Raw genomic sequence first — 17,059 nt, forward strand, 5'->3', positions numbered from 1 at the left:
TGAACTGTGTGGTCTTTGATAATTTATCGAGCCAACACAGGTACGCTTTGAGAAACCTCAAAATGACCGTACCCGTGTGAAAACACTAAATACGATCAAAAGTGTACCAAGCTTGCCAACTGTTTTGATAACGTGTTTTCATTGTTTTGGCTCCTTTCATTAAATCTTGATTAGAATACTACACTGATTTTTCCAGATGTCAATCACTTATTTTTAATTTGCCTTTTAATTGTGACGATAAACGAAATTTTTCCATTAGAATAGCTCGCTTTAATCTGTCCACCAAAGCTCTTAACAATACTTTGGGCCATTGATAAGCCAATTCCATAGCCCGACTTCTTCTTACTGACTGTTCGGGCCTTATCTTCGCGATAAAACCGTTCAAAGAACCGATTATAATCTACATCCTTACCATCCACAAACGAGTTAGTTACGGAGAGAATAACATTCTTCTTTCGTTTACCCAATTTCAAGTTCAAAAAAACATCCCCGTGCGGATCACAGTATTTATTAGCATTATCAAGTAGAATGCTAACTAACTCATAAAAGTAATGTTCGTTCGCCCTTACTGCGAGGCCAGAAGTGACAGACTTCTTAAAGTGTTTGCCGTCCTGAAGAATAACGTTCTTAAAATTATCAGCAACTTGATTAGTAATCTGACTTGCATCAATTACAGATAGAATCATTTGTGGTTGTTCCTGCAACCGTGCTAACGAAACAAAATAATTAATCAGTTTCGTTAACCGTCCAACCTGTTCTTTTGTACTTCTCGTTAGGTCATTTTCACCATTTAACAATTCCTGCATTTCAGTATTCGCTGAAATAACACTTAATGGCGTCTTTAGTTCGTGACCCGCATTCGTAATAAATTCTTTTTGCCGTTTTTCTGCTTGAATAATTGGTCGAATTGCTGAATTAGAGAATAAAACAAGAACAACCGTATAAAGCAGCAAACTAATTGTTCCGAGAAAGATTCCTAAATATGTAACCTCCCGCGCTTTCGTTAACATTAAGCTTTCGTCCAAAAAAACAACATTAGATTTTTCACCATTATTCTTTACCCGATAAGCATAGACCGTTTGCTTATAAAATACTCGGCCTTGAGTTCGTTGACGTTTTAATACCCGCTGTGTTAACTTTTGAATTTCTCCTGGAGAAACAGATAGAATATGGTCGTCCTGAATGGTCATTCGCTTATTTTGTCGATTAAGCGTGGCACTAAAATAACGGTACTGGTAAAGGCTCTCACGCGTAAAGTGAGGCTGCGAAAATAATTGGGGTTGATTGGGAATCATCCGCGCCGGCATCTCACCTTCATTATCACTCAAAATCCGTAAAACTGAATTAACTTCTTGATGCGCGCGAAAATAAGTAATTGAACTGATACTTCCCACAATCGTGACAATGACTAGTAACAGCGCACACGTTGAAAAGGCAATAAATTGTTTCCGAAAATGTCGAATCATCTATTTTTCACCCCGCTAACCGATATGGGCCGCCCTTTTCACCAACAATCTTTGCTTTTGACTGAATTGACTGCAGTTTTTGACGTAAATAACAAATATTAATCCAAACTTCTTCAGTATCAGCCTCATCATCAGTAGTCCAAACATGGTGAAGCAGGTCAGCAGCGGTTAACTGCTTGACTGCATTAAGAATAAAATACTCTAGCATTTGAGTTTCTTCTCGCGATAAGCTAATTGAGTTACTACTTTCCAGAACCTGCTCATTACTATCTAAATGCAGATCAGCAAACTGAAGCTTCTCATCACTATATTCTTTTGTTCGCCGTTCTAGTGACCGCAATCGAGCAAGCAGTTCCTTAAGTGAAAACGGCTTTGTTAAATAATCATCAGCCCCTAAATCTAGCCCATTAACTCGATCATCCTCTTCAGTCATCGCGGTTAACATCATAATATAGGTTCGGTCACCACGGGCACGAATTTCCTTTAGCGCTTCAAGACCATCCTTTACCGGCATCATAATGTCTAAAATAATTACGTCATAAGCATTTTTGTTTGAAAGCTCAACTGCCTTCTGACCATCACCAACAGCGTCTACTTGATAGTCGCTTTGCTCCATGGCCATTTTTAACACCCGTGCCAGTTGCTCTTCATCTTCTGCAAGTAAAATTCTCATGTTCAATTACCACCTAATCTTCTTGAATTAGTTGTCGAATGGTTTCCATCTGAATATCACAGGAAGCAAGCTGATCCGCACACCGTTTCAATTCCTTACCGATTCGTTCTGGGTTCTTTATCTGGTGCTTGTATTTAATTTCATGTTCCAAACTAGCCCAAGAATCCATTGCAATTGTTCGCAACTGGATTTCTACATAGAAATGACCAGGATTTTGACCATCAACATCTTGATAGTTCTCGCTTACATCTAAAATTAAGTGATAACTCCGGTATCCATTTGGCTTTGCCTTTGTGATATAGTCTTTCTCTTTAACAACTGAACACCAATCAGCATCACGCAGGATCGCAAGACACCGGTCGATATCACTAATAAAGTTGCAAACAATTCGAATTCCCACGGCATCCCGACACCGACGCAATGCAGATTCGACCGTTAATGGGTAATTTTTCCTTTGGCATTTCTCTTCCATACTAGCGGCTGTTTTGACCCGCCCAATTAAGTGTTCATATAATTTTGGTCGATGATTATCAATTTCTTGTTGATTTAATTGGCGAATTCGTTCTTCAACGTCAGAAAGAATTGCCTCTAATATTTCTTCATAAGGGCCATAGATCGACATGATCAACACTCCTATTATCTTTTAACTAGTTTTTATTATAACAAGCTTTCGGAAAACACTTTAGTAATAAGGGATCCTTAATATAATTATAAAAAGCAAGAAATCTGAAATTAAATTTTCAGCTTCTTGCTTTTATTTAGAACAACCTTTTATAGCGTACTGGCAACTAATTCTATTATCGCTGTCACAACGGCATCAATAACCGTTAACAGTCTATCCAGAACCGTCTTCATTAATTTCTCCTCAATTACTACTAAATAATTACACTAAGTTTATCACAGTTTTTGGTACATTTAGTGTTGTTTCTCATTATACCGTTTCATAAAGAAATAGGAGAGCGCAGCCAAAGTAGCCACAACTACGGCAACCATTAATGTCTTAATAGTAAAGTTAGTAATCATATACGCAGAAATTATTAAGGCAACTACCGGAATTATATCTTTTCCCGGCAGCTTAAATCCGTGATTAGGAAACTGCCCCGTGTGTTTAAATTTAATTACCGAAAGAATTGACGGAACATACTGAATAAAACTAGCCAACACAATACAAGATACCAAGAAAAGGTATGATTGCGTTACCAGAAAAGCAGCCACAATCGCCGTTACCAGAATTGCTACCCATGGGGCATCATACCGGTTCTTCTTCCCGATCCACTTTGGCAACATTTTGTGCTCACTAGCTAAAGAAGCAATTAATGATGGGGTATCAAAAGAAATTGCAAAAGCTACACCAAAAATACTAATCAACATCCCTGCAATTACGAGTATATATCCCCACTCACCAACTCCAGTTCTAAAGGCATGAGCAATCGGTGTACTATATTTTGCGGTAGCTGGTCCCAAAATCCCAATCGCAACAACCATCATTAACGCATAAAAGACAGTAACTGTAACCATTACAGCTACTAATACTTTCGGAATATTTTTCTCTGGATTCTCCATTTGTTTGGCGGCAATTGGAATAAAAGAAAAACCACAAAACATGTAAAAAGTAACACTAAACGCCGCTCCAAAATGCTTTGCAAACGGCATTAAACCAGTAGTTGCTACCTGTGGAATGACAGGAGAGAAGTTTGTAAAGTGAATAAAGAAGATCCCAACAACAATAAAGATAATAATTGTCAGCATCTTAGCAGCCGAAGAAAGATTATCTAATGCTTTAACAATCGTTCGGCCAAAGAAGTTGATAATTGAGAAGAAAATAATTAATCCAAAAACGCTTGAATAATACAACCAATCATTATTAAATGCCGGAATAAAACTCTTTAAGGTTGTTAGGAAGGCAACAATCTCTGCAGCAAGTGTACAGCAGCCTAAAAACCACACAAAGATACCGACTTCGTAGTCCCAGAAACGCCCAAAAGCATTATAGGAATAGATCCAAGCAGCTCCCGAGTTAGAAAAACGACTGGCTAAGTCGGCATAACAAAGAGCAATTAAACTAACCGTTACTGCCGCAAATAACATTACCAGAACTCCCGCCAAGTTCATATCCTTATAAATTTCTTGTGGCAGTAAAAATGCTCCTGATCCAATGACACCATTAATTCCTAAAAAATAAATCGACATGAAAGAAAGTTTTCGCGGAATCTTTTGTTTTGCACTAATCACGATCGCCCCATCTCTTATAAAATTATTAATAGTTATATTATAATTATAATGCCATTGAATTAAGCTAGACAAATAATTAGTGCTGAAATATTAATAATTTTTCAGAGATTAACCAATTTAAATTAACTCACTTATGGTTCTAGTCCCCCATTAGCAGGTACAGCTAAAATAAAGTTGAGAATCCGGTTAGCATAACTCTTCGTACCTAAATAATCATCGATAGTTGAATTTAACTCACCTAAATTATCAGTAATGATTCCATCAACATGGTTATACATCATCTGCTTCATAACATCGGCATCGTTAACCGTCCAAGAATAAACCGTATCTTTTTGATGATGTGCCTGCTGAATAAACTCGAAGTTCAGCGTGGAGTATTCCATCGAATAGCCATCAGCAACACTCCGCGGGTAGGAGAAATTATACGGTTGGATGTACAAGACCTTTAGCCCAGGATTCAACTGTTTTAATCCCGCAACAACACGATAATCAAGTGAATGGACTAAATCATGATCCTTAATAATTCGGTTTCCATATTGACGGTTAAACCGCCTAAGCATCCCTTTAGAATCTGCAGGAGTTGTTTTTACTTCAATCAACAATTTTTGATGAAGTTTTTCCGCTGCATTAAGATACTGATCAAAACTCGCAATTTTTGCGCGGTGCCCGTTTTCACGCGCTGTCAACCTAGTTAGTTGAGCTAACGTTAATTCGTGAGGAGTTTTGTTAATTCCCGTTAACTTCTTTAGATTTTCGTCATGAAGGACGACAAATTGATGATCCTTAGTTTCATGAATATCCATCTCAACATACGTTGGCTGCAGACGATGGGTCTTTTTCATTGCGGGAATTGTATTTTGAACACCATTTTCTTCTGCAACTCCTCGGTGAGAAATGGTAACTGGTCGCGTTAATCCAGAACCATTGAGATAATAGTAATTATTAACCACGATAAGGCCTCCAGCAAATATTGCTAATAAGGTGAAAAATGTCCAACCATACCAGCTGGTTCCCCTTATTTGCTTCTTATCTGCTGAAAAATCATCAATTAGGGGAATCACCACCTGTAGTGCAATTGTTCCTATCCAAATTGTCAATAATTCACTAATAGCTTGAATTAAGGTCAAATTAAATATTGCCATTCCAAACGCTAATTTCCCGGGAAATAAATCCATTACCGTCTGCAATCCATAGATTAATAGGTAAAACAGCCCTAAGCTAACTGTGGTCACTATTCCAAGAACAATTAACTGTTTAACGTACTGCCACCATTTTAATTTTTGGGTAAGTCGCCAACTTACAACTAAAGCATCGCGAGTTCGGTAACGTTGATAAATCATCAAAGGCAAGGTTAAGATTAACCGAATACCAAGAATCGTAATAATAACGTAGAAAACAATCAATCCAGCCAAAAGCATATTACTTCGCGTCATAAAATCAAAGATAAATTCAGGAATTTGAACCTTTGATAGTAGTGGTGTCCGAAATACTAGATCAACAAAGGGGAGGACCAGGACAAAATAAAGAAGCATTAATGGCAAAGATCCAGGACGAATATTCTGCATCACCAACCATGACTCCTTCATCAAACGTTTGAAACTAATTTGGTTTCCCAAAATCAGCCGAAGTCCCAATAAAAGACATGCAAACTGCCAATAGATCACAAGAAGCAAGAGAACTAATTCAACTAATAGTCCAATAACTACCATTGTGTGTTGTGTCACTAGTATTCCAATATTTTGGTAAGAGATAAACGGGATTCCACCCGCTTGCAAGATATAGGTCGTTGCTAACCGAAAAAGCGGGATAAAGATCAGCTGGTTAGCAAGATCTATCCCTACAAATAAGATAATAAAAGATATCCAATGTTGCCAAAAATTCTTTGAATACTGGCAAAGGTTACGCCAAATTGCTTTCAAAACTACTCCCTCTTCAATTGCTCAGTCAGTGTATTTTATGTCCTCACCATTATACAGCACTCATCATTGACGAACCTGTTTAATATTGGCAAGTGCAATGGCTGGATGGTGATTAAAGAAGACTTTCCCCCGCTCAAGCTTAACTACCGATACCTGATCACGGAATTCTTCATAGTAGCCAACTTCATCATTAAAGTAGTTAATCACAACTGTTTTTTTCGTCCCAGCTAAAGTCTGGAGGACATTAAGCAGATGTGCTTGTGTTTTAGCAGGAAGATACTTTTTATGAGAATAAATTACTGCCTTTTGGTGAATTAAATTATTAAACCCCGTCAAAGCTGCAAAAGGTGAAAATTGACCAGCACGATCCGATTGTGGCATCGGCATGTGTCCCCTTGAATGTTGATAAGGACGTTTCATGATGTCGTTATACTGAGAAGTATCGGTAAATAATTTTTGCTCAATTATCTCTTTCTCTTCCATTACTATGCTTGGTGACCCCCAATCTGATCATTTCGTTCCTTAGTTGTCGATCCCTTTTTCAAATCTGCTAGGTGAAGGATAATGTTTTTGTTACCTAGTTTCTGCTGAAGTTTAAGAATCGTCGCTTGCAGTTTTTGGTCACGTTGCCGCTTAATTGCCGCTGCTTGTTCCTGCTTAATCTCCCTTTGTGGATCCTCAAAAAGATTAACCTGTTTGAAGTGCGGGGTTTGCGCTGCAACATCTTCATCAATCATGTGAGTCACAATTAACGTTATCTTCCTGATTAGTAGGCTAGGATTAGTGCATTTTTTATACAACTCTTTATAGATTTGCCTTAATTCTGAACCAGCGGCTGTTGGCAGATCAAGCTTTTTGTGCGCGTGACTGGGCTTAGCTGTTCTTCGGCCATAAAAATCTTCAACTACCGGTCCCTGATAGTTTGGCGCATACTGAAGACTCTGCGGATCGTAGTTAATGACAATGCCAAAATCAGCACTGACTACATGCCGCTTAACCATACTCAATGCAACTGAATCAACCATCCCTTGAGCCGCGGCTAACCCTTCATGATACTTATACGGCTTCATCAATACTTGACTGGAATAAATTCCGTGTTCTTCTGAATGGTAGTTTTTAATATCCGCGATAGTTGCCGTCTCATGCCCCCAAGCATGGTCGATTAGCAACTCAGCATTTTTCCCAAACTCACGGTAGAGGATTTCCTCATTGAACGGATCCGACAGTTTACCAAGCGAACAACGGGCAATGTCACCCATGGTATGCAAGCCTAATTTTTCCAACCGTTTTGCATAACCGCGACCAATTCGCCAAAAATCTGTCAGGGGCTGATGTGCCCAAAGATAGCGACGATATTGATACTCATTCATTTGGGCAATCCGGACACCATCTTGATCAGCAGGAATTCGTTTAGCAACAATATCCATCGCAACTTTTGCTAAGTAAAGGTTTGTACCAATCCCGGCTGTTGCAGTAATTCCGGTTTCTAACTGAATTTGTTGGATAATCTGTTTTGCTAAGGTATGAGGCGATACCTGATGATCATGAAGGTAATCTGTAACGTCCATCATTACTTCATCAATTGAGTAGGTATGAATGTTCTCGGGTTTGATAAACCGTAGATATATTCCATAGACCTCCGCGCTTTTTTCCATATAAAAGTGCATCCGCGGCGGAACAATTTGAAAACCAATTCGTAAATTAGGTGACTTTAACAACTTCCCCCGATAAATTGAATCATGTTTCGAAAGGTGGTGACACGTTGCTTTCTTTGCCCGCTCCCGATTTAACCGATCAACAATTTGTTGAACTTCGTATAAGCGTGGTCGTCCAGGAACTCCAAATTGCTTTAAAGCTGGTGATACTGCCAAACAAATTGTCTTATTAGTTCGTGACCGATCTGCAACAACTAAGTTAGCATTTAACGGGTTCAAATGATGCGCAATACACTCAACCGATGCATAAAATGATTTCAGATCAATCGCCATATAGATTCTCTGTTGGTCATTCATCAGCTATATTCCTTTCACTATTTTTATTTATTATAACATCTTAATCGAACAAATGGTCGATAAAATGTAAAAAAAATGATCCCGACAACTATGTCTAGGATCACTTAGTTAAATATCAGCTCTTAAAAATCAACTTCGTCTGGATCCGCACATTGGCCACCCAGGTTGGTTAGAAGACTAATTTTTCTCATTTCTTCGTCAGTCAGTGCAAAGTCAAAGATTTCGGTATTTTGAATCATCCGGTTTTCATGAATTGACTTTGGTAGTGGCACAATCCCCTGTTGAATAATCCATCGCAAGCTAACTTGCGCAGGAGTTTTATCATATTTATCAGCAATTTGCAGAATTGTTGGGTTAGTCATTACGCTTGCTCCTTGTCCGCCAAGCGGGGCCCAAGCTTCCACAAGAATATTATGTGCTTGTAAATACTTTACTTGTTCAGTATGTGGCCAACCAGGATGCACCTCAATTTGGTCAACAGCTGGAGCTACCGTTGCAGTCTTCATCAAGTCAACAATATGGTGCGGCATAAAGTTACTTAAACCGATTGCCTTAATTCTGCCCTCTTTATACAGATCCTCCATTGCCCGCCATGTTTCAGCGTTGATTGTACTTGCATCAGTACCGAATTGCTTTTGGTTTGCCGGCCAATGAATTAAATACAAGTCAAGATAGTCCATTTGAAGCCGATCCAGAGTTTCTTGAAAGGCTTTCTTTGTCGATTCATAACCCCGATTGTCGTTCCACAACTTGCTGGTTACAAAAAGGTCTTTCCGGTCAATTCCAGAATCCTTAATTCCCTTACCAACAGCTTCTTCATTACCGTATACAGCGGCCGTATCAATGTGACGGTAGCCAACCTTAATCGCATCCGCAACCGCTTTTTCAGCAACGTCAGCAGGAGTCCGGAACGTCCCGTAACCGACACACGGAATTTGGGTCCCGTTATTTAGATTTAACTTTGAATTAATGTTTGTTAATTCGATCAATTTGTCCACTTCCTTCTCACTTACTATTATATAGTCTTTCCCCAATTTAGGGTAATTTTTAAAATGTGACTTTCTACTTCATTAAAATTCTATTATAATACTATTAAAATAATTCAAGGAGGTTTTCTATGCGACCACGAATTGCAATTCCAGCAGACACTTTAACTGAGGCTACTAATATCATTAATGAGCGCAATGCCGCTTATGCTCCTCGGCCATTAATCGAAGCAATTGTTAAATCAGGAGGCCTCCCAGTAATTTTTCCTAGTGTGGATCCTGAATTAATTCCCAACTATCTTGACCTTTTCGATGGGATTATTTTTGCAGGTGGTAGCGATGTTGACCCTACTTTCTATGGTGAAGAACCGCATCAAGAATTAGGATCTACATACTTCAAGCGCGATCTATTTGAAGTTGCGTTAGTTAAAGCTGCGCTAAAAGCAAATAAGGCATTAATGGGGATTTGTCGCGGAATGCAAGTAATCAATGTTGCACTCGGTGGAACTGTTTTTCAAGACTTATCAGAAGATCCTCGACAAACGCTAAAGCACTCCCAAAATGCTCCGGGAAACTTTCCATCCCATCATGTTAATGTGAAACAAGACAGTCGAATCTTTAACTTGGTTGGTTCACGGCCCTATGTTAACTCTCGTCATCACCAAGCATTAAACCAAATTGGAAACGACCTAAGAGTAACAGCACGGGCTGATGACCAAATTCCCGAAGCTATTGAATCGATCGATAATGATCGTGTTCTGGCTGTTCAATGGCATCCAGAAAACATGTTTAAGCATTATGATTATTCACAAGCGCTTTTCGCTGATCTAATTCAACGAGCACAAGAATAAATAAAGAGAGAAGCTGGGAGCTGGGAATTAACTTTCTCGGAGGGACGGTTGACTAACCTAGAACGATGAATGATGATGAAATCATCAGAGTCGTTCGTAGTTAGGCTCGAGTCCCTCAGTTGATTCCCGCGATTAGACTCTCTAAGTTCGGAGATTAATAAGTATATATAGAGGGCGGGAAAAAACGTTAAGTTTTTTCCCGCCCTCTTCTCTTTATTTATCTACTTAATGCTTTTCGTAACTCGTCTGAGCTATAAATTTTCCCATCTTCAAATCCCTTAAATGGATTAATCGATTCTTGGGCTGCAACCTGATACCGTTTTGCTCGACGAAGCGCATATTCCGTTAACGAACCATCTTTGACGTAGTTCAGTAATTTAGCACTTGGTGTTGTCAATGGGTTTTCAACCCGGTCCTCCAAATCTTCAAGTACTTCAGCATATTCTGGCCCCAATTGAATTTGATTTGCATACCGCTCAAGGCTCTTCACTAATGCCCGAGCAGTTGCCTGGTACTTGCAATTTTCTCGTGGATCTTCTTCCGCAACAACCTCATTCATCTTATCAGCGTTTTTAAGGATATCATTAACTTCCTCTTCATTTAATGCTGGATGCATGATGAAGTAACTAGCAAGTAGCCGAATAAACCGTAACGTCCCTGTACGAATCCCAACTGAACTACTTGGATCAAGATCGAGCATTCGTAATTCAAGATATTCAATTCCGTTTTTCGGCAAATCCTTAAGATTGCGATTACCTTTAAAGCGAACTGAGCCGTGGAATTCATAATCTGATGTTAGGACACCATCCTTAACTCCCTTTTCAATTCGCGCAATGTATCGATCAAGATTGGTAAAGTCACCAGTAAACTTAGTACCGAATCCATACTTACTTTGGCGAATGCTCCGAAGTGGGTGCTGCGGTCCCTGACCATTTTCAAAGTAGTTTGCTTCCGCAATTGGACTAGCGCCAAACAGGTAAGTGATAAACCAGCGATAGCGAACAAAGCCTTGCGCTAATATTGTATAGAGGTAGTTACGAACCTCCCGCTCATCTTTAAACTTTCCCGGGAAATGTTTTTGAACTAGTGCAATAACGTGCTGATCAATGCTTAGGTTAATATGCGCGCCACAGGGAGTTCCTTGTGAGTAACCATGACGTTTTGCCCATTCTTTTAAATACGCCTCTTTTTCGGGGCCCATCTTAGCAAGCCGTAATTTTCGCTTATCCTTTGGCAACCGTGGCGGCATTGATAATGGCCAAAGCAATTCTCCAGGAGCTAATGCTGAACGTAACGAATTATTAATGACATATAAGTAGTGCATTGCATCAAGCGCGTGTTGAGCAGACGGCGTTACCGTTTCAGACATTGTTTCCAAAAAATCATTGGTAATCCATGGATTAGTTTTTTCATCGCCAATTGCCGATGGATACGGCTCCTGACTAATATTGCCATTCTCATCCACCCGTTGCATTTCGATTTCAAGGCCCATTGTAAAATCCTGAGTCTTTGCAACAGCCTCATTATCAAAGATTAATTGACCAATTTGACTGAACATTGCTGTCCCTCCTCATAACTCTCTCATTATTTTCTAATAATATACATGTTATGTTCCTCTAAGGCAATATTCAACCATAAATACTAAAGATTATTAAGTTCACTACTGAACTAGGCTGTCGTTTAGGTAATAGTACAAATAAAATTTAAGTATTTATTCACTAACTTTTAGCCTATTCTTTATTCTTTTCGTAACTCACTAACCAACTCATTAACTTGTTGTTGCTGTTTCGAAGTTTGATAAAACCTCCTTGCTAATTGTCTTACCGTTACTTCCTTTTTTCGTCTTATTTGGTTATTTTGACTATCTTTAATCTCAACAGTTTGATCTTCATTAACTGAAAAGTAGATGATTCTCTACCTCTCACCTGCTGCAATTAGGAAGCTCTCATTCTCCCCAACTCCTTTTGGAACGGTATCTGACGGTTTAACGACTCCATAGACTAGTTGATTGTTATTAAGCTGTTCTGTCAACCACTTTGGATCCATCTCTAAACCAACTAAAATGCTCAACTGTTGATCAGTTTGCCTTAGCCGCGACTTCTGACTGGTTTCCTGCACGGTTTTTGTTTTCTCACTGTGACTATCTTTTAGCGCAACACTTACAGCTCCTCCTATTCCAATTACAACTACCACTAATCCTAAAAATTTAATTATCCTTTGTCGCTTCATCGTTCACCCCTCGATCTAACCAAAAAAGGAAACACAACGAAGAATTTCAACGTTGCATTTCCCTTATGCAGTGATATTCACTTTTAGCAAGGATGGATTTAGCTGTTAATACCATCCATCCTCCTCCCAATTATCCAACTGAACTAATATTCTTAATTATTCATTTGATAGAGAGTTAACATTAGTTCATTTGTTTCTTAATTGCTGCCAGCGAAACATCACCAGTTTCAGCAAACTTAACATCGGCATCCTTCAATTCTGAGCCGAAGCCGATGGAAAGTTCACCAGCACGATTAATTGATTCAATTCCTGCTTGAGCATCTTCTAAGCCTGCTACTTGATCAGCAGGAAGATTCATTAGCTTAGCTGCTTCACTATAAATCTCTGGGTCTGGTTTACCGTGAGTTAACTTAGCAGGATCCACAATTCCTTCAAAGTAATCAGTAATTTGTAAGTACTTTAATACTTTAGGTGCATTCTTAGAAGCTGAGGCCAAAACAATATGGTAGTTGTTCTCCTTTAATTCGTCCAAGAAGTCCTTCATCCCTGGAAGAATATCCGCAGGAGTCAATGTTTCAACTAACTTAATGTAGTTGTCATTCTTTTCGGTAGCCAATGCTTCTTTTTCTTCTTGAGTATAGTCATTCTCGTGACCACCAGCCTTCAGGATCAATTCTAGGGAATCCATCCGGCTAACACCCTTTAAACTGTCCGCAAGTTCAGGAGTCCATTCTGTGCCAACTTTATCAGCAAGTTGGTGCCATGCTTGACCGTGGAAACGGGCAGTATCAGCGATTACACCATCAAGGTCAAAAGCAAAACCTTTCAAATCTTCAAACTTCATTATCGAAATTCCCCCAGTAATTACTTCAATTCAAGCTTCTTACCGTCAAGATCAATGGTAATTGGGTCACCTGATACCAAGTCAATCTTAGTACCGTGCTTGTCAACTTTAACCTTTAAGATCCGACCACGGAACATTTGACGGAATTGGTATGAGTTCCACTTCTTAGGAAGGAATGGTGCATAGTGTAATTCGTTACCCCGAACACGCATGCCAGCGAATCCTTGAACGATATCAAGCCATGAACCAGTCATTGAAGTGATGTGTAAACCATCTGAAGTATCATTGTTGTAGTTATCAAGGTCAAGACGAGCTGAACGTTCATATAATTCAACAGCCTTGTCTTCGTAACCAATATCAGCAGCGATGATTGAGTAAACAGAAGCAGAAAGACTTGATTCGTGAACCGTAAATTGTTCGTAGAAGTCAAAGTTGTTCTTCTTTTGTTCCTTAGTAAAGTCATCAATGAAGTCCCAAAGACCTTGGATAACGTCACCTTGCTTTACGTATGGTGAACGTAAGATCCGGTCCCATGACCAGTGTTGGTTAAGTGGTAACTGATCACTTGGAATTTCAGAAACTGGTGTTAAGTCCTTATCCATGAAGCCATCATTTTCTGGGAAGATGTCACGTTCCTTATCGTAAGGAAGGTACATGTTATCAACGATTCCCTTCCAACGACGCTTTTCGTCTTCGGAAACGTTAAGCTTCTTAGCAACCTTATCATCAACTTCGTCCAGGATTTCAAGAGTGTACTTAAGAGTCCACCGGCAAAGAAGGTTAGTGTACCAATCGTTGTTAACGTTGTTGTCGTATTCATCAGGACCGGTTACAGCGTGAAGCATGTACTTGTTCTTGTTTTGTGAGTAGTGAACACGATCAGCCCAGAAACGAGAAATTTCAGTTAAGACTTCTGCACCTTCATTGAGAACGTATGACTTATCGCCAGTGTACTTAGTGTAAAGGTAAATAGCAAAGGCAATGTCTCCATTACGGTGGATTTCTTCAAAAGTAATTTCCCATTCGTTGTGACATTCAATCCCGTTGAAGGTAACCATTGGGAATAATGCACCATCAAGGTCTTGTTGCTTAGCGTTAACAAAGGCACCGTCTAATTGCTTGTAACGGTACATTAACAGGTTCCGTGCAACTTCAGGGTTAGCTACCCCAAGGTAAACCGGAATACAGTAAGCTTCAGTATCCCAGTAAGTAGCACCACCGTACTTTTCACCAGTAAATCCTTTTGGACTGATGTTAAGACGGTAATCGTTACCGTAGTAAGTAGAGAAGAGTTGGAAAAGATTGAACCGAATTCCTTGTTGTGCTCCATCGTCACCATCAATTTCAACGTCAGACTTAACCCAACGATCTGCCCATTCTTGAACATGAGGTTCGAGAAGGTCGTCAAAGCTTTGATCATCAAGCTTTTCACTTAATTCATCAAGGTGCTTTTCGATTGCTTCTTGAGAGTCAAAGTCACGTGAAGTTACAACAACTGTCCGCTTTTCGAAGTTAACTTCCTTACCAGCAGCAACTGTTCCAGCAAAGGTGTTGTAAGCATCCTTTTCGTCAGTTCCATCACCAACATGGTCAAGGTCGGTCTTGGAAGTGGTCTTCATTCCAACAGTGAATTGTGGAGTACCAAAATCATTCTTCTTAGTCATGGAAGTTAATTCGGCATGTTCACCGTTAGCAGACTTATTAAGAACATTCCAGAATTGTTCATCATAATTAGCATCTTCGTTGTAAACGTCAGCATCGATCATGCTAGTGATTTCTACCTTAGCATCACCAGTACCACGGTTCTTGATGTGAAGGCGCTGGCCAACTAATTCCTTTTGGGTAGCACTTACGAACCGTTCAAAATTGAAGTACATTTCAGTACCACCAATTTCAACAGTAAATTCACGTTCTAGGACACCACGCTTCATGTCAAGATCAAGCTTAAAGTCCTTTGGCGTTTGCTTAGCAAGGTCAAGTTGTTCGCCGTTAACCTTGATAATTAACTTCATGAAGTTAACTGCGTTGATCATCTTACCGAAGTACTTAGGATAACCATTCTTCCACCAACCAACACGAGTCTTGTCTGGGAACCAAACACCACCAAGGTATACACCTTGCATGTGGTCGGCTGAGTATCCTTCTTCAAAGAAGCCACGCATACCCAAATTTTCGTTAGCTAAACTAGTCATTGATTCTTGAAGACGCTTATCTTCAGGATCCCATTTATGAGTTGCAACGTGCCATGGAGCAATTTCAAATGTTTGTTTCATAATTCAATTCCTTCCTTCTTTAGACAATAGGGCTGTGGCTAATTCCCGTCACAGTCCTATTTTAGTTTAATTTACTTTATTATTCAGCTTATCCGCCTTATTCAGCGTAAGTTTCCTTAATTGTACCAACTGAAAGAGCACCAAGAGCTAACACAATTCCGCCAAGGATAAACATGTTAACTTGTGAGTGACCAAAGAGTGGGAACAATGCAAAACTAAGCAATGAGGCAACGATTTGTGGTAAACAAATTGAACCGTTAAAGAGTCCAAGGTAAGTACCCATGTGCTTACCAGACAATGCGTTGGTAACAATAGTTAATGGGTAAGTGTTCATTCCGGCCCATGCAATCCCAACAAGGATATATGAAATAATCAATGTCCATTGGTCGTGGATAAAGAAGACAGAAATAAAACCAAATGCACCAAGAAGTAAACTACCAGCATAACCTAGCTTGTGGTACTTGTTAGGAACCTTAGCTAAAACATATGACCAAACAACAGCGGCAATTGATTGAACAGCGGCTAAAACCCCGTACCAGTTACCAGCAGCTTGGTAACCTGCTGAAGTAGCGTTAGTAGTATCCCAAACGTTCTTAGCAATAGCACCTGCTGAGTATGTCCAGAGGTATTGGAAAGCAAACCAGCAGAAGAATTGAACAAGGGTTACAGTCCAGAATGCCTTAGGAGCAGTCTTTAGCAAGGTGAACCAGTTTCCACCTTCCTTGTTATCTTCTTCAGTAATTCCGTGGTACTTAGCGTAGGTTGCTGGGTCATATTCATGAACCCGAAAAACAGTGAACAAACTAGTAATAACCAGTAAAGCAGCACCAACATAGAAAGCAACCTTAACAGAATCAGGAACAACCCCTTTAGGAGCAATGTTCTTAACCCCAAACCAAGTGAACAAGAATGGGAAGATAGCAGCTAATACGGCACCGGTGTTTGATAAGAAACTTTGAATACCGTATGCATAACTCTTTTGGTCATCATTAACCATATCCCCAACCATCATCTTGAATGGTTGCATTGCTACATTAGATGACAAATCAAGGAAGGCAACGGTAATAGCACCAAACCACAAAGCAGCTAGTGAACCATACCCGAAACCAAAACTACCTGAGTTCGGCAATAGTAACATAACAATAACAGCAACAATCATCCCCAAAAGAAGGTATGGGAGACGACGACCACCGAGCTTTGGTGCCCAAGTACGGTCAGAATAGTAACCGACGATTGGTTGAACAACAAGTCCCATTAAAGGTGGTAGGATAAAGAACCATCCCAAGTTGTTAGGATCGGCACCAATAGTTTGGAAAATCCGACTCATTTGTGAACTTTGCAAGGTGAAGGCAGTCTGAACACCCAAGAACCCGAAGTTGATCATCCAAATCGTACTCTTGGAGAGTGTTGGCAAGCCTGCGCCCGCTGGCTTTTCTTGACTCATAATTACACCCCTAATTATCTTAAAATTAATGCTTCTCGTCATGAAAGCGCTTCATGACTTTTTACAATTAATAATATACCAGATTCCTCACTTTTGCGCAACCGTTTGCACAAAATTTTTGGAAGGGTTT

General features: G+C 39.7%; 13 protein-coding genes and 1 pseudogene. 1 reads left to right on the forward strand and 13 read right to left on the reverse strand.

The genetic code is table 11. The features are described 5' to 3' along the window. Positions 1-203 precede the first annotated feature (203 nt). The 8 genes from HUK49_RS01920 to HUK49_RS01955 form a co-directional block, all read right to left on the reverse strand. Positions 204-1,466: a sensor histidine kinase gene (locus HUK49_RS01920; protein ID WP_191912451.1), complete on the reverse strand. Its 1,263-nt coding sequence runs from the start codon at positions 1,464-1,466 to the stop codon at positions 204-206. Positions 1,467-1,473: 7 nt separating this feature from the next. Beyond that, positions 1,474-2,139, reverse strand: coding sequence for a response regulator transcription factor (locus HUK49_RS01925; protein ID WP_191912452.1), 666 nt, complete (start codon positions 2,137-2,139; stop codon positions 1,474-1,476). A 13-nt stretch (positions 2,140-2,152) separates the two neighbouring features. Further along, entirely contained in the window at positions 2,153-2,761 is a 609-nt protein-coding gene (locus HUK49_RS01930) for a GTP pyrophosphokinase (protein WP_191912453.1), read from the reverse strand. 293 nt (positions 2,762-3,054) lie between these two features. Continuing rightward, a complete protein-coding gene (locus HUK49_RS01935; protein WP_191912496.1) occupies positions 3,055-4,329 on the reverse strand; it encodes an APC family permease in 1,275 nt (424 codons plus the stop codon). Positions 4,330-4,502: 173 nt separating this feature from the next. Further along, complete coding sequence (locus HUK49_RS01940; RefSeq protein WP_191912454.1) at positions 4,503-6,290, reverse strand: glycerophosphoryl diester phosphodiesterase membrane domain-containing protein; 1,788 nt, start codon at positions 6,288-6,290, stop codon at positions 4,503-4,505. 63 nt (positions 6,291-6,353) lie between these two features. After that, a complete protein-coding gene (locus HUK49_RS01945; protein WP_191912455.1) occupies positions 6,354-6,773 on the reverse strand; it encodes a hypothetical protein in 420 nt (139 codons plus the stop codon). Between the two features lie 2 nt (positions 6,774-6,775). Beyond that, entirely contained in the window at positions 6,776-8,302 is a 1,527-nt protein-coding gene (locus HUK49_RS01950; RefSeq protein WP_191912456.1) for a Y-family DNA polymerase, read from the reverse strand. Between the two features lie 122 nt (positions 8,303-8,424). After that, positions 8,425-9,291 carry an aldo/keto reductase gene (locus HUK49_RS01955; protein WP_191912457.1) on the reverse strand — a complete coding sequence of 289 codons (867 nt, stop codon included), beginning with the start codon at positions 9,289-9,291 and terminating at the stop codon, positions 8,425-8,427. 128 nt (positions 9,292-9,419) lie between these two features. Between HUK49_RS01955 and HUK49_RS01960 the strand changes: the two genes are divergently transcribed. Further along, a complete protein-coding gene (locus tag HUK49_RS01960) occupies positions 9,420-10,139 on the forward strand; it encodes a gamma-glutamyl-gamma-aminobutyrate hydrolase family protein (protein ID WP_102168531.1) in 720 nt (239 codons plus the stop codon). A gap of 217 nt (positions 10,140-10,356) precedes the next feature. Here the strand turns inward: HUK49_RS01960 and HUK49_RS01965 are convergent, their stop codons facing one another. From HUK49_RS01965 to HUK49_RS01985, 5 genes and pseudogenes are all read right to left on the reverse strand, one after another. Continuing rightward, positions 10,357-11,697, reverse strand: coding sequence for a glutamate--cysteine ligase (locus tag HUK49_RS01965; protein WP_098045200.1), 1,341 nt, complete (start codon positions 11,695-11,697; stop codon positions 10,357-10,359). A 179-nt stretch (positions 11,698-11,876) separates the two neighbouring features. Continuing rightward, positions 11,877-12,368, reverse strand: a pseudogene (locus HUK49_RS11625) (Lreu_0056 family protein). A 181-nt stretch (positions 12,369-12,549) separates the two neighbouring features. Next, the gene (pgmB, locus tag HUK49_RS01975; RefSeq protein WP_003716262.1) at positions 12,550-13,212 is read right to left on the reverse strand and encodes a beta-phosphoglucomutase; all 663 of its coding nucleotides are present in this window, start codon (positions 13,210-13,212) and stop codon (positions 12,550-12,552) included. Between the two features lie 20 nt (positions 13,213-13,232). Then, positions 13,233-15,485, reverse strand: coding sequence for a glycoside hydrolase family 65 protein (locus HUK49_RS01980; protein ID WP_102168528.1), 2,253 nt, complete (start codon positions 15,483-15,485; stop codon positions 13,233-13,235). Between the two features lie 97 nt (positions 15,486-15,582). Continuing rightward, complete coding sequence (locus HUK49_RS01985; protein WP_102168527.1) at positions 15,583-16,929, reverse strand: SLC45 family MFS transporter; 1,347 nt, start codon at positions 16,927-16,929, stop codon at positions 15,583-15,585. Positions 16,930-17,059 lie beyond the last annotated feature (130 nt).

Origin of the sequence: Limosilactobacillus portuensis, assembly GCF_014838735.1 — a bacterium.
GTDB classification, from domain to species: Bacteria; Bacillota; Bacilli; order Lactobacillales; family Lactobacillaceae; genus Limosilactobacillus; species Limosilactobacillus portuensis.